12 protein-coding genes and 2 pseudogenes are annotated in these 16,988 nt (G+C 40.2%); 7 read left to right on the top strand and 7 right to left on the bottom strand.

Annotated elements, in window-relative coordinates:
- Nucleotides 1-643: substrate-binding domain-containing protein (locus ACLD4K_RS13435; RefSeq protein ID WP_411011999.1), on the top strand; the 643-nt coding region annotated here is incomplete at its 5' end.
- 200 nt (nucleotides 644-843) lie between these two features.
- Here ACLD4K_RS13435 and ACLD4K_RS13430 read toward each other — a convergent pair.
- The 5 genes from ACLD4K_RS13430 to ACLD4K_RS13410 form a co-directional block, all read right to left on the bottom strand.
- Nucleotides 844-2,190, bottom strand: coding sequence for a carbohydrate porin (locus ACLD4K_RS13430; protein WP_023181900.1), 1,347 nt, complete (start codon nucleotides 2,188-2,190; stop codon nucleotides 844-846).
- A gap of 214 nt (nucleotides 2,191-2,404) precedes the next feature.
- A complete protein-coding gene (locus ACLD4K_RS13425; protein WP_411011998.1) occupies nucleotides 2,405-3,607 on the bottom strand; it encodes a lactonase family protein in 1,203 nt (400 codons plus the stop codon).
- Nucleotides 3,608-3,784: 177 nt separating this feature from the next.
- Nucleotides 3,785-4,894, bottom strand: a complete 1,110-nt coding sequence (locus ACLD4K_RS13420) for a xylose isomerase (RefSeq protein ID WP_127201520.1) — start codon at nucleotides 4,892-4,894, stop codon at nucleotides 3,785-3,787.
- 10 nt (nucleotides 4,895-4,904) lie between these two features.
- Entirely contained in the window at nucleotides 4,905-5,357 is a 453-nt protein-coding gene (locus tag ACLD4K_RS13415; RefSeq protein WP_001519496.1) for a DUF6379 domain-containing protein, read from the bottom strand.
- Nucleotides 5,358-5,410: 53 nt separating this feature from the next.
- Nucleotides 5,411-6,682: an MFS transporter gene (locus ACLD4K_RS13410; protein ID WP_411011997.1), complete on the bottom strand. Its 1,272-nt coding sequence runs from the start codon at nucleotides 6,680-6,682 to the stop codon at nucleotides 5,411-5,413.
- Nucleotides 6,683-7,267: 585 nt separating this feature from the next.
- Between ACLD4K_RS13410 and ACLD4K_RS13405 the strand changes: the two genes are divergently transcribed.
- From ACLD4K_RS13405 to ACLD4K_RS13385, 5 genes and pseudogenes are all read left to right on the top strand, one after another.
- Nucleotides 7,268-8,392: a Gfo/Idh/MocA family protein gene (locus ACLD4K_RS13405; protein WP_411011996.1), complete on the top strand. Its 1,125-nt coding sequence runs from the start codon at nucleotides 7,268-7,270 to the stop codon at nucleotides 8,390-8,392.
- 97 nt (nucleotides 8,393-8,489) lie between these two features.
- The gene (locus ACLD4K_RS13400; protein ID WP_197396650.1) at nucleotides 8,490-9,545 is read left to right on the top strand and encodes a sugar phosphate isomerase/epimerase family protein; all 1,056 of its coding nucleotides are present in this window, start codon (nucleotides 8,490-8,492) and stop codon (nucleotides 9,543-9,545) included.
- 88 nt (nucleotides 9,546-9,633) lie between these two features.
- Entirely contained in the window at nucleotides 9,634-11,301 is a 1,668-nt protein-coding gene (locus tag ACLD4K_RS13395; RefSeq protein WP_197396651.1) for a GMC oxidoreductase, read from the top strand.
- Between the two features lie 94 nt (nucleotides 11,302-11,395).
- The gene (glk, locus tag ACLD4K_RS13390; protein WP_000032766.1) at nucleotides 11,396-12,364 is read left to right on the top strand and encodes a glucokinase; all 969 of its coding nucleotides are present in this window, start codon (nucleotides 11,396-11,398) and stop codon (nucleotides 12,362-12,364) included.
- A gap of 34 nt (nucleotides 12,365-12,398) precedes the next feature.
- Nucleotides 12,399-13,117, top strand: a pseudogene (locus tag ACLD4K_RS13385) (DUF554 domain-containing protein).
- Between the two features lie 19 nt (nucleotides 13,118-13,136).
- On the opposite strand, the gene ACLD4K_RS13380 reads toward ACLD4K_RS13385, so the two are convergent.
- The gene (locus tag ACLD4K_RS13380) at nucleotides 13,137-14,309 is read right to left on the bottom strand and encodes an ROK family transcriptional regulator (protein ID WP_411011995.1); all 1,173 of its coding nucleotides are present in this window, start codon (nucleotides 14,307-14,309) and stop codon (nucleotides 13,137-13,139) included.
- Nucleotides 14,310-14,510: 201 nt separating this feature from the next.
- Here ACLD4K_RS13380 and ACLD4K_RS13375 point away from each other — a divergent pair, with 201 nt between their 5' ends.
- Nucleotides 14,511-15,446, top strand: coding sequence for a LysR family transcriptional regulator (locus tag ACLD4K_RS13375; protein ID WP_223201861.1), 936 nt, complete (start codon nucleotides 14,511-14,513; stop codon nucleotides 15,444-15,446).
- Between the two features lie 282 nt (nucleotides 15,447-15,728).
- Here ACLD4K_RS13375 and ACLD4K_RS13370 read toward each other — a convergent pair.
- A pseudogene (locus ACLD4K_RS13370) lies at nucleotides 15,729-16,837 on the bottom strand (IS3 family transposase).
- Nucleotides 16,838-16,988: the final 151 nt, after the last annotated feature.

Genomic DNA, 16,988 nt, shown 5'->3' with positions numbered 1-16,988 from the left:
GGAGGGAAACATGGTCTGGCAAAAGTGTAGCGGTATTAGGCGCAGCTATTTAGACATCTTGAGCAATAGTATTCCTTGGGTTTTATGTGGTGAAAAAAGTGAACACGAGCACTTTTCAAGTGTATGCATTGATGATGAAGAAGCTACTTATTTCATCGTAAAAAAGCTAATCGAAACGGGAAAGAAAAAAATAGCATTAATAAATCATGACACGAAACTTAGTTATGCAAAAAAACGCCAACTAGGATTCGAGCGCGCATTAAGTGAAGGCAATATAAATCCCAATAATATTGTATACGTTAAAGCACATTCATTTCATGATGGTGCAGAGGCTTTAGCTGAAATTTGTTCGAAACCCAGTATGCCCGACGCTATTATTGCAGCATCAGATATCTTAGCGGTTGGCGCTATGCATCAGGCAAAAAAAATGGGCATTAATATACCTGAGGAACTTTCAATTATCGGATTTGATAATATACCAATTGCAAAAATGTTGTCGCCCCAACTTAGCACCATACATCAACCTACAGAAAAAATAGGTGAGATCGCTTTAAAAATCTTAGATGATAAAATTAACTTTCCAGAAAAACCAAGTCAGGCGGTCATATTAGAATGGCAATTTATGGAAAGAGGAACAAACTAGAACACGACAAAAATCACTTATCACTATATTTCCGCATATATTTATGAAATATACAAATCGTAATATAGTCCTCTAACATCAATACATAAACCACTTGTTAATAATTAATACTCGCACATCCCTCCTAAAGTTAATCATTTAGAAGGGATGTGCCAGTCATGTTTAAATCAATGAAATTTTATTGAAGAGTAAATTGTCAATTAAAATCTAACTGCAGTTTTAATACCGATAACAACAGCATCTTTTGTTTCATTTATCGCACCTGGATTTATCCAGTATTGAATGTCTGGTTGAATATCAAGCCAAGAAACTGGTCTAAATCTATAGTACAAGTCAAAATTTACAGAATGTCCCTGAACTGGCTGATATAGTGGGTTATCATAATCATGAATACCATTAATCTGATTAATCTGGCGTTCAGTTTTGGCAAGGCGATTGCTCATATCAATCCAACTCCCGCCAAATCCAATATAGTCATTAGGCAGGGCATCAAATATTCCACGATAGCGAATGCCAAGTGAAGCGACAATATGGTTTACATCTGACCGTTGATCAGCAATACTCATATTTCCAAAAACACTCATTCCTCTGGTCTTATCTTCATCATGGCTGGTTATTTGCTGATTAAATCCCCCCCAAGCAAACCATGTACGATTATATGATTCAGTATCTTTACCTACTGGAGTGTAAAGAGAATACTGTTTTGCGTTTGTAAAGAGAACTCCAAAGTTATAAGCACCTGGCAAATCATTGATATATGTTTTCAATTCAGCTTCAAAAGGTAACAGAACACCTTTGCTGCCATGAGTTGTAAATGACCATGCTCGGGACGTATCTGCTGCCCGAGGGTTTTGTTCAATAACACCAGTTTTAAGCGTAAGCTCTGGTGTTATTGCATATGCAAAGGTCGTTCCCCAAGTATGAATATTCCATGTATTCCAGGTCAAGGAGTTAGATGACTTGCCTCCGCACAGTGTCAATAACTGGAAATCACAAGGAGTAATCTGGTCGAAGGTTTGTTGATAATTCATTAAGCCTGCGCGCCAAGTCAATTTCTTATCCATAAAAGTTCGACTAAATGTCAAATAACCAAGGCGAGTTATGGATCCAGTCCCCCATCCCTCTTGGGCTAAGTCGTTAAAATGGACCCTTTGGTCCTGAAGTCTCTCTGTAGTGAGATTATCATCATGATTTCGGTTAGTAATTAGTCCCTCAATTTTTGCATCGCTCATCCCTGTAAACTGCTCAAGATCTTGATTGAATATTAAAGCAGTCTGATCAACAAAGGCATAATGTCCGTTTTGATCATAACCTCCGCTCACATTATAGGCACTTTCGGTTTGATAAATAAGTGCATAATTGAATCCGCTATTTGCCAGGGTCGTTCTCATACCGCCCCAATCACCAAATAATCCGGGACTTGGAGGTTCATATCCTAATACAATCGGACTCCATGCTGCTTTATCCGCTGCAGCATTAAATCCAAAGGCCAGAAGTAAAGGCGATAACATAGCCAAACTATATTTCCGTTTATAGGTAACAGTCATTTTTATTACTCTCATTATTTAAGAAGAATTTCAATAAAATAGCAACAAAGCTGAAATACATTCACCTAAATATAAGCATGCCCATAAAGTGAATAACCAGACAAACCCAATAAAATACAAATACAAATACAAATACAAATACAAATACAAATACATGTCTATATTATTATATAAAAAGCTAATGGTTAATTATTCCCCATTAGCTTAATTAGCATTAGTTTTCGGCAAATACTATGAATGCAGGTTGTGGCAACGTGAAATCAGAGACAAAATCTAAAACACCAGTGTCAGCATTAACATTATAAACTTTAACTTTATTATCTGGGCGATCTGCAGAAACTAAATACTGCCCTGTAGAATCAAAAGCAAAACTACGGGATGCCAATCCTGGATGGATTGACTTAGCCAATTTGACTGCCCCAATACGGGTTAGTTTTGCTTTTTCATCAATGCTATACCACGCAATAGTATCTTCGCCACGATTATTTACATATATAAAACGACCATTTGGATGAAGCCTGATTTCAGCAGGCTCATTATGACCACGATAGCTATTGTCTAAGGTTGAAATTTTATCCAATAATGTCAACTCCCCAGTTTTAGTATCAAATTCCATTGACGCTAATTCAGATGATATTTCAAGATTTAGATATAAATGCTTATTATCAGCAAAAACCAAATGTCGAGGTGCCGATTCATCTGGAAATTTATAACTATTAACCAGATTAAGTTTTTCGGTAACAGAATAAACTAAGACCGTATCCGTGCCTTTATCACAAACAAGGAGATATTTGCCGTTAGGTGAAATAACTGCGCTATGAGCATGGGGGCTAGCCTGAGCATGACCTCCAGCTTGTTTCGAATGATTAGGGTCTTTACCATGCCCCTGAAGAATCACTAAATCATTGATTCCAGATATAGACCCATCTTTGTTTAGCCCATACATAATCACAGTGGAATCATCATAAACATACTCTGATCCCCACTTTCCATCTTTAAAAACTACTTTTTCTACATGCTCGAAATCACCATGGTTTGCACTAAATAATAGACCATTATGGCTATCAAGACTCAAAAAAGTTGGACGTGGGCCTGGAGCAATTTGCTCATTTAAAAGACTTAAATGACCACTTTCTAAGTTTACAGAAAACGCCATAACACTTGCAGCGGGTTCCACGGGTCCACGCCCATCATTTTTACGCTCGTCTACCGAATATAAAATTGTAGTCTTAGGATCGTACATTAGGTATCCAGCAAGTTTTGGATTTGCCAAATGATTCAACTGCTCAATTTTTTTTCCATCAGAGCTAAGACGTAGAGAATAGATCCCTCCGGGTTGATGTTCATCGCCATACGTTCCCACAAAAAGAGTACGTGGCATCATATTGGCATTAATTGTCTCTGGCATAGTATTCATCTTTATATCAACCTGTTACGTACTAGATTCTGCAGCCAGGGTTAGCGCAGACTGCCCTCCGGCCATACAGCACATTAGTAATATCACATTTGCAATGAATGGCTTCTGCGCATAACCCATAATAAACCCTTTTGAGGCCAGTTATGATCAGCCCCAGAATGAAGGTGGATTGTAAAATCAAGCTGTAATCAAACGACGCAACATTTCCTGATGACGGCGAACTTGCTCAAATTCATTCATCATGTACTCACGTCCACGATCCTGGAAGTAGCGTTGTCCTTCATATTCCGAATTGAGATATCCTTCGAACCCCCCCCGGCGTAGTGCATCGATTGCAGACACATAGTCAATCGCAATATCCTGATATTGTCCTGGTTTGTCGGGTATTTCTGACATGTTGTTAAACTTAGCATGAATATGAGTGATATGAGGGCAGATTTCGCGGAGTGTCTCAGCTGAAGTATTAGACAATGTCAGCCCTTCAGCAACTACCGTATAGTCTAGAGGTTTTGGTTGTTTGATAAATCCCTCAGCCAATGCTTTCACCGCATTGAAACATATTTTTAATTCATCATTACATTCACCAGTAGTAATGAACTGTCCGAATGCTGCTCGAACATTTCCTGCTGTTTGGTTCGCTACATTGAATGTTTTAGGATCTGTTTTAACCATTGCAGCTAGTTTAACCGCTGCTTTAGAAGCCTCGGGATTAGCACCTCGTCTTTCAAACCATCCTAACTGAGCTTCAGAGGGGCGCGTACCAAAAATGCCAAAGTCAGGAACAATACCTAAATGCCGAGTATTATTTTTCTCATTGAACTCGATTATCTCACTAACCTGCTGTCCTTCTAAAGACATCGGCTGGTGAATCTCTTTACCGATGCGAATATCAAGAGCTTCAGCCAATGGCAGGGCTTTGACCATAACATCCAGAGGAACAATAGATAGCACTCGAACTATGCTAAATCCCAATGTTTTCGCCAGCTTGATATCACTTCTCAAACGCTCAGCACATTCTTCATGGCTCATGACATGAGATCGGAACTGTAGTACATCCATACTAACATCCATAGCAACAGGATTAAGACCATGAATATCAATAAGCCTATACCAGCGCTGCATGAATGCTTTGTCTGGAACAGGATACTTAATTGACATCTCATCGATTAGTTCAATACCATCAGCGCCATACAAATTATTGGCAACTTCATTAAGTTGCGACTCCAGAGTAGATTCTTTGAAGAACTGAGACTGCTGATAGCTATAGAGCGATACACCACGTTTCATTTTATTCACCTTATTCAACAATCATTTCAAATTTTACAATGTGCGGTGTTTTATCCGATCCTGCACCATTGCCTGGAACTGGTGGATTCTTAACCCACTCTTCATCTGTAGGCAAATATCCATAAGCAGCAAGGACAGATTGTTGGAATAAAATTGTATGTTTTCCTGGTTTTAACCCTCCGGGATGTGACACATGTAAAATACCATCATCGCCATAATCCCAGTGTTCATAAACAGCATGTGATAATTCTTCATAGCTGCGAGGTGCTTTTCCATTGATCTCGAATGACTGCACTGAATTAGGATATTCAACCCCATCTATAGAGAGATAATAGCCATTATGTAAAGAAACAAAACACCCTCTGTAATTGGCATGTCTCACCGCTAAAGTAAACCCTACCACCTCACCATTCACCTTTTCATTTCTCAGGCTACCTGGACGAATAAGATAATTATCAAACATAAAACCTCCAACTATTTAATAAGCTTTATTAACTAATAAATCACAATTCCACGTTATTTATTTTCTTCAAAACCAATAAACCATACAATACTTGTTACAACGGCAATAGATATTGGAATTGACCATAATATAATCCAAGACTGAACAATGGCCGCATTTATAGTAATAGAGTAAACATATCCTGAGATAAGAGAGCCAAATGCAGCGCCAAATCCTGAGATTGCAATTATTAACCAACTCTGTGCCTGTACTTTCATTTCATGAGGTGCTAAACGGTCTATATACATTGCACTCACAATTAAGAAAAAATCATTACAAATTCCATGTAAACCTATACCAACAAATGCCGTCCAATGATGCCCTTTGGCGGCTAAAATAAAAAGAATAAAGCGAATACCCCACATTGCCATACCAATTAGAAGCGCCCATTTCATTCCAACTTTTTTGATGACAAATGGTACAAAAACAATGAATGCAACTTCAGACAATTGTCCTAGGGCCATTACTGATGCAACACCATTGATACCAAGGGAGCCTAAAAACGGAGAAGCATAAGTATTGTAAACACCTAACGATATAGATGTTAATAGAGCGCAAATCATCAGAATTGCAAAATTTTTATTCTTGAACAACACTAATGACCCAAATCCTAAAGCGTCTAATAAGTTAAATTTAATGTTTTTTACTTTTGGATTAGTCTTGGGAAGAGTGAATGAATACCCTCCCAGTAATATACCAGAAATACCTGCCACATAGAAAATCCCAATTGTAGACGAATACCCAAGTATTCCTACGATGAAACCGCCGATTGCCCAACCACCAGTTGCAAATAAGCGTAGATAAGGATATAAGTCACCCCGATTTCCTAGATGTTGAAAAGATAGTGAATTAACTAAACCTTGAGTTGGCTGAAAGAATACCATGTAAAGGAAAATAACAATAAGTGCTATACTACCATTTCCAGAAGCTACTAGCCCCGGCAACATAAATTGTATTGCACCACCAATAACATGTAAGAATCCAAGAATTTTCTCAGATGAAATAAAACGATCACTTACAGCGCCAAAGACCAAAGGTGAAATTATTGCGGCTACTGCACATAAAGTGTATGCAAGGCCAATTATGCTTCCTAGTTTATAAGTAAATAAAACCAATCCTAATGTTGCAAACCAGGATCCAAAAACAATAAATTGCAACAACATCAGAACACTAAGTCTGGCAAACATAAAGGTAGAGCTTGAACTAAATTTCCCATCAGACATTATTTGATTGTTATCCGATGCACTCTCTACCTTCAAATTATCTTCACCTAAGTAACTGGGCATGTTTAACTCCGCCTTTCGTAGGGGCTGGTACTGAACGAGGTTATTGGTGCTTAATAAATTCTAAATAGCAAAATATCACAATGAAGAACTTTTCCTTTTGTGATCTATGCTTCATTTTTTGAATAATAATAATTCCCCACATTTTACTCTCAAAAGTCTTAAAACAAATATTATCGATATTTATCATGTGGTTACATGAAAACTACCATTCATTCATTAACACCTTATTGTGAATAATTGAATCATTGTTCATTTTTTACACTTACGTATAAAAGATGACCCATAATCGCAGTCTAGAAATTAATTATTGTAAATCATGTGGTTAGTTTAAAAATTATGCATCCCGATAAAATTCACTTAGAAAAACGTGATCAAGATCTCTATATTATTAACTACGATTAAACTCGCCCCTAGGTATCCATCACGCCGATACCCTATATCCGCAAAAGCCATTTCCTATTTTTTTCTTTTTCCGGCATAACAGTAATAGTTTTGGTATGGACGTATTTTATTAAAATGATTATCAATAATTTCATTTTTACGTAAATATCAGATTTATTAGAATTCAATCCGGAGACATATGAAATGGTAAAAAAACTACGAATTGGGATTATTGGTTGCGGACGCATTGCTGTTGTTAAACATTTTCCTGCCTTCGCCAAAACAAAGGATCGTGTTGACTTAGTTGCTTTTTGCGACATAGAGATTGAACGGGCGATCGAAGCTGCTGAGAAGTATGGCGTTCCCGGTGCTGAAACATATAAAGACTACCGTGACCTGTTGAAGGACAAATCAATTGATGTTGTCTACATTCTTACTCCTAACAATTCCCATAGCCCTCTGACAGTAGATGCTCTGGAGGCAGGTAAGCATGTCCTCTGCGAAAAACCAATGGCGGCAACTACAGCAGATGCGCAGAAAATGCTGGATGCGGCAAAACGCACGGGTAAAAAACTCACAATTGGATACCAAAACCGTTTCCGTAAAGACGTTCAAATCCTGAAACACGCTAGTGACGAAGGTGAATTAGGTGAAGTTTATTTTGCCAAAGCACACGCGGTGCGCCGTAAAGGCGTTCCTACTTGGGGTGTTTTCTTGGATAAAGAAAAACAAGGCGGTGGCCCACTGATCGATATTGGGACACATGCTCTGGATATCGCACTTTGGACAATGGATAACTACAAACCAAAACAGGTATCTGGTTCAGTCTTTCATAAAATGAAAGACAACTATGAAGGCAACCTATTTGGACCATGGAACACTGAAACAATTGATGTAGAAGACTCTGCATTCGGTTTCATTAAGATGGAAAATGGAGCCACGATTTTCCTTGAAGCATCTTGGGCACTGAATATTTTGATACCACGTGAAGGTCAAGTGACATTATGTGGTACTAAGTCTGGTGCTGAACTGGTTGGTGATGGGGCAGCAGCGCCAACATCTGCAGTAAATGGTACCGGTAGTGTCGCATTCAACACCGCCCGCTTCGGAGAGCTAGTAGATATCGAGCCGTTTGTTCTTGGCGGTCCTGGCCCTGCTGATCTCGGACATGATCCTTTCCGCGTGGCCGATGCTGAATTGGCAGCTTGGATCGATGCAATTGAAAATGATAAAGAACCAGTGGTTACTGCCCAGCAAGCCTTCATCGTTACTCAGGTCCTTGAAGCCATCTACAAATCGGCTGAAACCGGACAAACAATAGAACTGTAATAGCGACATTTTATATAAGTGGCTCCTATAATTCGGTGCCACTTCGTTTCCACAATCAGCCATAAAAATATTGCCGTCCGGTTAATGAGGAGGTCATATGAATACTCTCAAAGGTCCCGGTATTTTTCTTTCGCAATTTATAGATAATACAGCCCCATTCAACACTCTTGAAGGACTGGCAACTTGGGCATCCAGCCTGGGTTTTAAAGCATTACAAATACCTTGTAATCATAAGCACATCTTCGATATTGAGCAGGCAGCTGGAAGCCAGCAATATTGCGATGATGTCAAAGGCATGCTTGCTGAACACAATCTACAGATCAGTGAGTTATCGACGCATCTGGAAGGACAGTTGGTGGCGGTTCATCCAGCTTACAATCATCCTTTTAGTGGTTTTGCGCCTCAAAGTGTTGCGAACGATCCAATAGCCAGGAAGGAATGGGCTATTGGCATTTTGAAAAAAGCAGCACAAGCATCAGCACGTCTTGGACTTGATGCACATGCTACCTTTTCTGGCTCTCTAGCATGGCCATACTTATATCCTTGGCCACCTCATAATTCCGAGCTTTTTGATGAAAGCTTTAAAGAACTGGCGAAACGTTGGCTACCAATACTAAATACATTCGATGAATATGGTGTTGATGTTTGCTATGAGATTCATCCAAGTGAAGATCTACACGATGGTGCAACATTTGAACGTTTCCTTGATGAAGTCAATTACCATCCGCGTTGCAGCATCCTTTTCGACCCGAGTCATCTGCATCTGCAACAGATAGATTATCTTGCTTATATAGATATTTATCACGAGCGGATCAAAGCATTTCACGTTAAGGATGCTGAATTTAATATAAATGGTCGCAGTGGTGTATACGGCGGTTATCAACCTTGGATACAGCGGGCCGGACGTTTCCGTTCACCTGGTGATGGTCAGATTGATTTCAAATCAATCTTTAGCAAACTCACCCAATATGACTTCCGTGGATGGGCTGTACTTGAATGGGAATGTTGTCTAAAAAATAGTGAAGATGGTGCTCGTGAGGGTAGCCGTTTTATTGAAGATCATATTATCAGTGTATCTAACCGATCCTTTGATGATTTTGCAGAAACTGAAAGCAATATATCTGAAATAAGAAAAATCTTAGGAATGTTCTGACACCAGAATCGGAGGTAGGCTCTCTACCTCCCTTCCCTATTTGATAGAAGAAATAAACGTTACCCGGTAATTTTAGGCTGAGGCAAAGATGAAAAAAAATTTTTATGATGCGATTGTTATCGGCTCAGGAGTAGCGGGCAGTATCGCGGCAAAAGAATTAACAGAAAAGGGAATGAATGTAGTTTTGCTTGAAGCAGGACCATTTTTGGGTGAAAAAGATTTTCCCATCACCCCGGGCAATAACGAGAAGATAAAAAAAATAGATGCACTTGCCCGCTTTAAAATTGCATTGACCGGTCAACCACTACAGGCTCGAGCAACCTACATGAGCAATGAGTACCGCCACCTGTTTGTAAACGATTGGAAAAATCCGTATACAACACCAAAGGGCCAATACTTCTTATGGATACGCGGGCGCCAACTCGGTGGAAGACTCCATACGTATGGCCGTGTATTGCAACGGATGTCTAATTATGACTTCAAAGCAGCCAGTTATGACGGCTATGGGCAAGATTGGCCGATTAGTTATGAGGAACTGGCACCATGGTACGATCACATAGAAGAATTCCTTGGTGTATATGGCACAAGAGAAAATATACCGAATCTTCCTGATGGTAAGTTCATTCAAGCTCCAATTTTGACAAAACCAGAAAAGACCTTTAAAAATAAGATTGAATCTCTATGGCCTGAGCGCAAAGTCATCAGTTGGCGCTTCTCTGCCCCAAATCTTAAGCGAATTCCTGTCGGTGTACAGGCTGCGATAGATACGGGTCGTCTTGAGTTGCGAACTGATGCTGTAGCAAAACAAATTGATGTAGACCCTGTCAGCGGTAAAGCAGTTGGTGTAACTTTTATTGACAGATTGACAAAGCAGGAGCATAGCGTCCGTGGCGGCATGGTTATGCTATGTGCTTCTGCAATTGAATCTGTTCGCTTATTACTCAATTCACGTTCTACACGTCACCCTGAAGGTATTGGTAATTCAACGGGATTATTAGGTCGTTATTTTTTAGAACAAGCACCGAGTCTTATAGCTGGTTCAGTACCTGACAGTATGGGTTGGGAATATGACTCATCACTTCCACAAGACCCATTCTGTAGACCCGCAGGCGGCATTGTTATTCCGCGCTTTCAGAACGTTGGTGTCCAAACAGGTAAGAACTATCTTCGGGGTTTTGCGTACCAAGGTGTTATCGGCCGTGGTTATGTGCCACCTGATAGTCCCGCACAATTTGGGCTTATGGGCTTTGGCGAAATGCTACCTCGAGCTGAAAATCGGATAACCTTGGATGCTCGTAAAAAAGATGCATGGGGTATCCCTGCTCCACGAATTGATTGTTCATTCGGAAATAATGATCTTATTGTAATGAAAGAACAACTCAATACAATTAAAGAAATGGTCTCAGCATGTAATTACAAAATTGATTTCGCAGGTACTGCTCTTGGACTTGAAGATGCCCGCAACGTAATGCCTGATGAATCATTTTTAATGAAAATGATCTTCCGACTTTCTTTTAAGAAAAGTGTTGGCCTTGGAGCTGCAATCCATGAAAGTGGTGGAGCAAGAATGGGAGAAACCCCGAATAACTCAGTTCTGAATAATTACAATCAGTGTTGGGATGCAAGTAATGTCTTCGTAACTGACGGAGCATGCTTTGTTACTAGCGGCACTGTTGGTCCAACATTAACCATGATGGCGATTACCGCTCGCGCCTGCCATTACGCTGCAAACCAATATATGCAAGGGCAACTCTAAACGTACAAGTTCAAGTGCTGCATGTTATTGATTGCAATGAATCAGCATTAAACTAGCAAAATCAGTTCTATTTTCTTTTATAAAGGTGTATCTGATGTCGAAATTTATCCTTGTTGGTGACGTCGGCGGTACAAACGCTAGACTTGCCCTGTGTGATATGGCTGATGGAGCTATCTCACATATCCATACCTATTCCGCAAATGATTACGCCACTCTTGAAGATGTCATAACACATTACCTAGAAGGTCAGCGGGTTACAGTACATGAAGCTTGTATTGCTATCGCATGTCCTATAACCAATGACTGGGTCGATATGACCAATCATAGCTGGGCATTTTCAATCAATTCAATGAAACTTAATCTTGGTTTGAATAATCTTGAAGTCATAAATGATTTCAAAGCCGTTTCGATGTCGATTCCTATGTTGCACGACACAGACCTATTGAAATTCGGTGGGGGACACGTTGAAAAAGATAAGCCTATTGTTGTATATGGGGCTGGCACAGGGTTAGGAGTTTGCCATCTAATACAAACTACACAGCAGGTTATCAGTCTGCCCGGCGAAGGTGGTCATGTAGATTTTGCACCCAACAGCGCAGAAGAAGACCTTATCCTTTCAGCCCTAAGATCAGAACATGGTCGTATTTCTTATGAGAGAGTTCTATCCGGACCTGGCCTTGTTAATCTGTATAGAGGCATTGTCAAAGTAGATGGAAGAATTCCGGAAAAACTAAAGCCAAAAGATATAACGGATCGAGCATTAAACAATGAATGTACCGACTGTCGTCGTGCACTATCGCTATTCTGTATATTATTAGGTCGCTTTGGCGGGAACCTTGCACTGACAATGGGAACATTTGGTGGAGTTTATATTGCTGGGGGAATCGTCCCGCGTTTCCTTGATTTTTTCCGTTCATCCGGATTCAGAAGTGCCTTCGAAGATAAAGGACGATTCAATAATTATCTTAAAGACATTCCTGTTTTTTTAATAACACATCCTCAACCTGGATTATTAGGTGCAGGAGCTCACATGCGACAATTGCTAGGATATTCACTTAACTAACCCTGTAAATACTGGGGGGCCGGAGATAAAGATTATGATTATAGGCCCATATATAAATAGCATAGCAATTATCGTTGGCGCAATAGGCGGAAGCCTATTATCGCCCTGGATCCCCCGACGCCTTCACGAAGGTATGCCACTAATGTTTGGCATTTGCTCAATGGCAATGTCAGTAATATTAATAATGGATACTATTAATATGCCTGTAATTGTTCTAGCCGGTATCCTTGGAGCCCTTACTGGTGAATTAGTATCACTTGAAAAAAAGATAAATAACATTGCAACAAAGGCAAAAAACTGTATAGAGTCCATCTTACCAAAACCACGTGGCGACATTACTAATGAGGAATTTTTAAACATCTTTGTAGCCTTAATTATATTATTCGGAGCCAGTGGTACTGGTATTGTTGGCGCAATGAACGAAGGAATGAATGGAAATAGTTCCGTGCTTATTACCAAAGCGTTCATGGATTTTTTTGCGCCATTCTTTTTGCTACACGGCTTGGCTTTTCTATTATAATCCTTTTTATACCTCAGTTAGTTATTCAACTAATTCTTGCCTATAGTGCCGTATTACTTCTTCCGTTAACGACAACGTCCATGCGAGCTGATTTTTATGCCGTTGGCGGAATGGTGATGATGGCCACTGGTCTAAGGATATGTGGTATTAAAATGTTCCCTGTAGCAAACATGCTTCCAGCACTGCTATGGGCAATGCCTCTCTCCTGGATTTGGAACTATATTTCGAACTAAATAGAGTTGGTAATGCATCTTACGATTTCATCCAATCAGGAAGTTTATTTATCCCCTGATTTTTTTGGGCCAGTAGAGCAGCAATCCCACCTAGAATTTCTGGCAAATCAGCAAAGTGAGCTGATTTTAAGTCCACTGTGGGTGAAGTTGTTCCGAGGTTCTGCTCTTCTATCGTCGAGATAACACTGTCAAAGAAAATAGCTCCCGCCTTGGATAAATCACCACCAATGGAAATCACATCTGGTGCCAATATTTTAACAATATTTGCCAAAGCCTTGCCGAGATGCCTGCCAGCATCAAATAACACTCGTTGACATGCTACATCACCTTCCGCAGCAGCAAGAATTATTTCGGTCAGAGAGTTCTTATAGATCTCTGATTTTGAGAGAGTCATTATAATAGCGCGTTCTGAAATGAAAGTAGTGAGGCATCCTCGACATCCGCAAAAACAAACCGCTCCAGAATTATCGATAATCAGATGACCGAACTCAGCGGCCATTCCATTCCCCCCTTTGTAAATATGATTATTTATAATGATACCTCCACCTATCTGGCGGGAGCAGGATATATAGATAAAGTTTTCAACGCCCTTTCCACTCCCCCATGACCATTCTGCTAATGCTGAATGATTAGCATCATTGCCAATGATAATGGGTAATTGCAATTCACGCTCAAAAAAAGATTTTATCTTAATATCGCACCATCCAGGTAACCGGCCTGCAGACCATGAAATAATAGTTTCATCGTTGATATCCAATGGTGCAACGATACTAATCGCGACCCCGGAAATATCACCAATACTTAGCTCATGATTTTTTAAAAGATCATTTATGATTTGAACTACAGCATGAGGATTATTTTCTTCAGGTGAATTTTGGTCCACAAAGCACTCATAATCAAATCGCTGTTCTGATTCGAATGAAAACAATGAGCAGCTAATTTTATCAACCGCTACTAATATAGAAATATACCGTCCTGTCTTAGATATTAGTGAAACAATACCTTCACGACCATTAACCCAATGAATATCGACATTGCCGAGTTCGCGAAGTTTTTTTACAACATAGTTAACCATAGCTGGCGACAAACCAGTTTTACGCGATATAGAAGCCTGAGAGTGTGGGCCTTCATTGAGTAATAACTCTCGAACTAAGGAAACACTTTTTCGTTTTTTGATAGAATTATTTTCCACTATAACGCCCTCATACCTATAAATCTAATACCACATGGTCTGGATTTTATGGCTATAAAGTCACTTACGCAACAACCATAAGAAATCTTATTCGCTGAAGGTTCTAACTACAATAGATGGTAACCTCACATTTTGAAGTAGAAAAACACAAAGAACCTCGACTAGACGACTACAAAATGCTATTTTTAACTAAAAATTACTATGTGGCCTGAAGTTATGCATCTTCGCGGTTTAGATCTCAATCTTTTGATTATCCTTGATGTGCTTTTAGCTGAACGTAATGTCACACGTACTGGTGAACGTGTTCATTTGAGCCAGTCAGCAACATCAGGTGCCTTATCAAGGCTAAGAGAATTCTTTGATGATCAACTACTTGTCCAGGTTGGACAGCGTATGGAGCTAACTCCTTTTGCTGAAATGCTTGCAGAGGAGGTCCATGATATTATCAGTAAATGTGAAGCAATTGTCGATAAAAATCAAAAATTTGATCCTGAAACATCAACGAGAACTTTTCGGCTTAATATTTCAGATGCATCCGCCACTGTAGTTATGAATAATGCAATAACTCTTATTCAAAAGCAAGCTCCGCATGTTCGGTTGGATATATCTTCTATTATTGATGGACCGATCAGTGAATATTTAAATATAGGCGTTATTGACCTAATTGTAACTCCAACTAACTTAGTATCGTCTCAACATCCTGCCGAATACCTTTTTGACGACCAATATGTTTGCGTAGTCTGGTCTGGTAATCCGCTATGCCAATCAGGCATAAATTTGGATAATTATCTGTCCAGTGGTCATATTGTTGCAAGATTTAGTAAAATGATCGGGTGGGCTCTTGATGAGGTTTTTATCAGCCAGTCAGGATATCAACGTAGAATAGATATTATTGTTCCCTCTTTCAGTATGCTGATGACGCAACTGATCGGTACAAATTTAATTGCCACTGTTCATGAACGTTTTGCTCGCTATTACTCTAAATACCTTCCGGTAGAGATCTTCCCATGTCCTATTATTTCAGAGCCTTTCGATATGAAGTTGCAGTGGCATCGGCATCATGACGGTGATCTTGGTATTCAATGGCTACGTCAGATTCTACATAAATCAGTATTGAATCTCGAACCACTTAGTTGAGCCAATCAGTAAAACCTTATCCCCCCACGATATAAATAAAAAAGACTGCCTTTCCGCAGTCTTTTTTATTTATATGCCTAAGTTGAAAGCTAATGATTACAATTAAAAACAATTTTCGCTAACACTACTAGATCTTTTATCAACAAGACTTTTATGAAAATTTGTCAGCACCATCGATAATGCAGCAATAACCCCTGGAACAGCAAATACCAGGAACCAAATAGTAATAGTTACATTAGCAGTTAAAAGCATGCCGCCAACAATAGTGTAAATAGACCCGTTTTAGTTCCAGGCATTTTTTGAGATCCCGACCAAATGATTGTGTTGCCGATATTCCTCCGGCGTCATATTGTTCAGTGATTCATGAGGGCGTTCACAGTTATATTCTGACACCCATCTTTCCGTGATTTCCCGCACTTCATTCAGCGTTCTGAACAGATAAAAATCGAGTATTTCTGTACGGTATGTTCGGTTAAAGCGCTCAATAAAAGCGTTCTGCGTCGGCTTACCCGGCTGAATAAATTCCAGTTTTACTGCATGTTGCTCTGCCCATTCAGCCAGTGCAAGTGAGATAAATTCCGGACCATTATCCATGCGTAGCATGACCGGATAGCCGCGATTTGCCGCGATCCTGTCGAGTACACGGACCACGCGCAAAGCTGGCAGATTCAGATCGATTTCAATCGACAATGCCTCACGGTTAAAGTCATCAACGATATTGAACGTGCAAAAACGACGGCCATAGACCAGAGCATCATGCATAAAATCGACAGACCAGCTCTGGTTCAGCGCTTCCGGTGTGGCCAGTGGCGAGGGATTACGCACCGGCAACCGTTGTTTGCCTTTACGGCGAAAATTCAGCTTCAGCAGACAATAAATACGATGGATCCTTTTGTGATTCCACGGGTATCCCTGCCGCCGCAGAACCTGGAAAAGTTTTGGAAAACCGTACCGTGGGTATCGCTCTGCCACTGCCTGCAACGCGACAATAACGGGTTCGTCACACGTGGTATCCGGACGGTAATGGTAAACCGTTCTGCTCAGGTTCAGACTCCGGCAGGCCTGACGGATACTGAGTCCAAATGTCGTTATCAGATGAGTGACCAGCTCACGCTTAAAGGCTGGTTTTAAAGCTTTTTTCGATAACGTCTTTCAGCGCCCGGTTCTCAAGGCTCAGGTCGGCAAACATCTGTTTGAGACGCCGATTCTCGTCCTCAAGATCCTTGATCTTTTTAATATCAGAAGCCTCCATGCCGCCGTATCTGGACTTTCAGTTGTACCAGGTGGCTTCAGATACCGGCCTCCCGGCAGACATCTTTAACGGTTCGTCCGGCTTCAACCGATTTAATTACGGCAATGATCTGATGCTCAGTAAAACGGGCTTTACGCACAGCGATCTCCTTTGTTGGCAGATTGATTATGCCGGAGGATCTCTAAATGTGAATGGCACGATTATGCGGGATACTTACAGCATGAGCGGGAACGTCAGGTTCTGGTACAGTATTATTCTGTGGAAGGTATAGCTGTAGCAGACCGCTTACC

This window comes from Salmonella sp. 741265055_HSA, assembly GCF_046569525.1.
Lineage (GTDB): Bacteria > Pseudomonadota > Gammaproteobacteria > Enterobacterales > Enterobacteriaceae > Salmonella > Salmonella enterica.
This window is presented reverse-complemented; position numbering and strand designations above follow the sequence as displayed.

Excerpts from the sequence above, each read along its gene's own strand:
- ACLD4K_RS13425 (WP_411011998.1), bottom strand. The coding sequence starts at position 3,607 with ATGAATACTATGCCAGAGACAATTAATGCCAATATGATGCCACGTACT.
- ACLD4K_RS13420 (WP_127201520.1), bottom strand. The coding sequence starts at position 4,894 with ATGAAACGTGGTGTATCGCTCTATAGCTATCAGCAGTCTCAGTTCTTC.
- ACLD4K_RS13375 (WP_223201861.1), top strand. The coding sequence starts at position 14,511 with ATGTGGCCTGAAGTTATGCATCTTCGCGGTTTAGATCTCAATCTTTTG.
- ACLD4K_RS13410 (WP_411011997.1), bottom strand. The coding sequence starts at position 6,682 with ATGCCCAGTTACTTAGGTGAAGATAATTTGAAGGTAGAGAGTGCATCG.
- ACLD4K_RS13395 (WP_197396651.1), top strand. The coding sequence starts at position 9,634 with ATGAAAAAAAATTTTTATGATGCGATTGTTATCGGCTCAGGAGTAGCG.
- ACLD4K_RS13405 (WP_411011996.1), top strand. The coding sequence starts at position 7,268 with ATGGTAAAAAAACTACGAATTGGGATTATTGGTTGCGGACGCATTGCT.
- ACLD4K_RS13430 (WP_023181900.1), bottom strand. The coding sequence starts at position 2,190 with ATGACTGTTACCTATAAACGGAAATATAGTTTGGCTATGTTATCGCCT.
- ACLD4K_RS13400 (WP_197396650.1), top strand. The coding sequence starts at position 8,490 with ATGAATACTCTCAAAGGTCCCGGTATTTTTCTTTCGCAATTTATAGAT.
- ACLD4K_RS13415 (WP_001519496.1), bottom strand. The coding sequence starts at position 5,357 with ATGTTTGATAATTATCTTATTCGTCCAGGTAGCCTGAGAAATGAAAAG.
- glk (WP_000032766.1), top strand. The coding sequence starts at position 11,396 with ATGTCGAAATTTATCCTTGTTGGTGACGTCGGCGGTACAAACGCTAGA.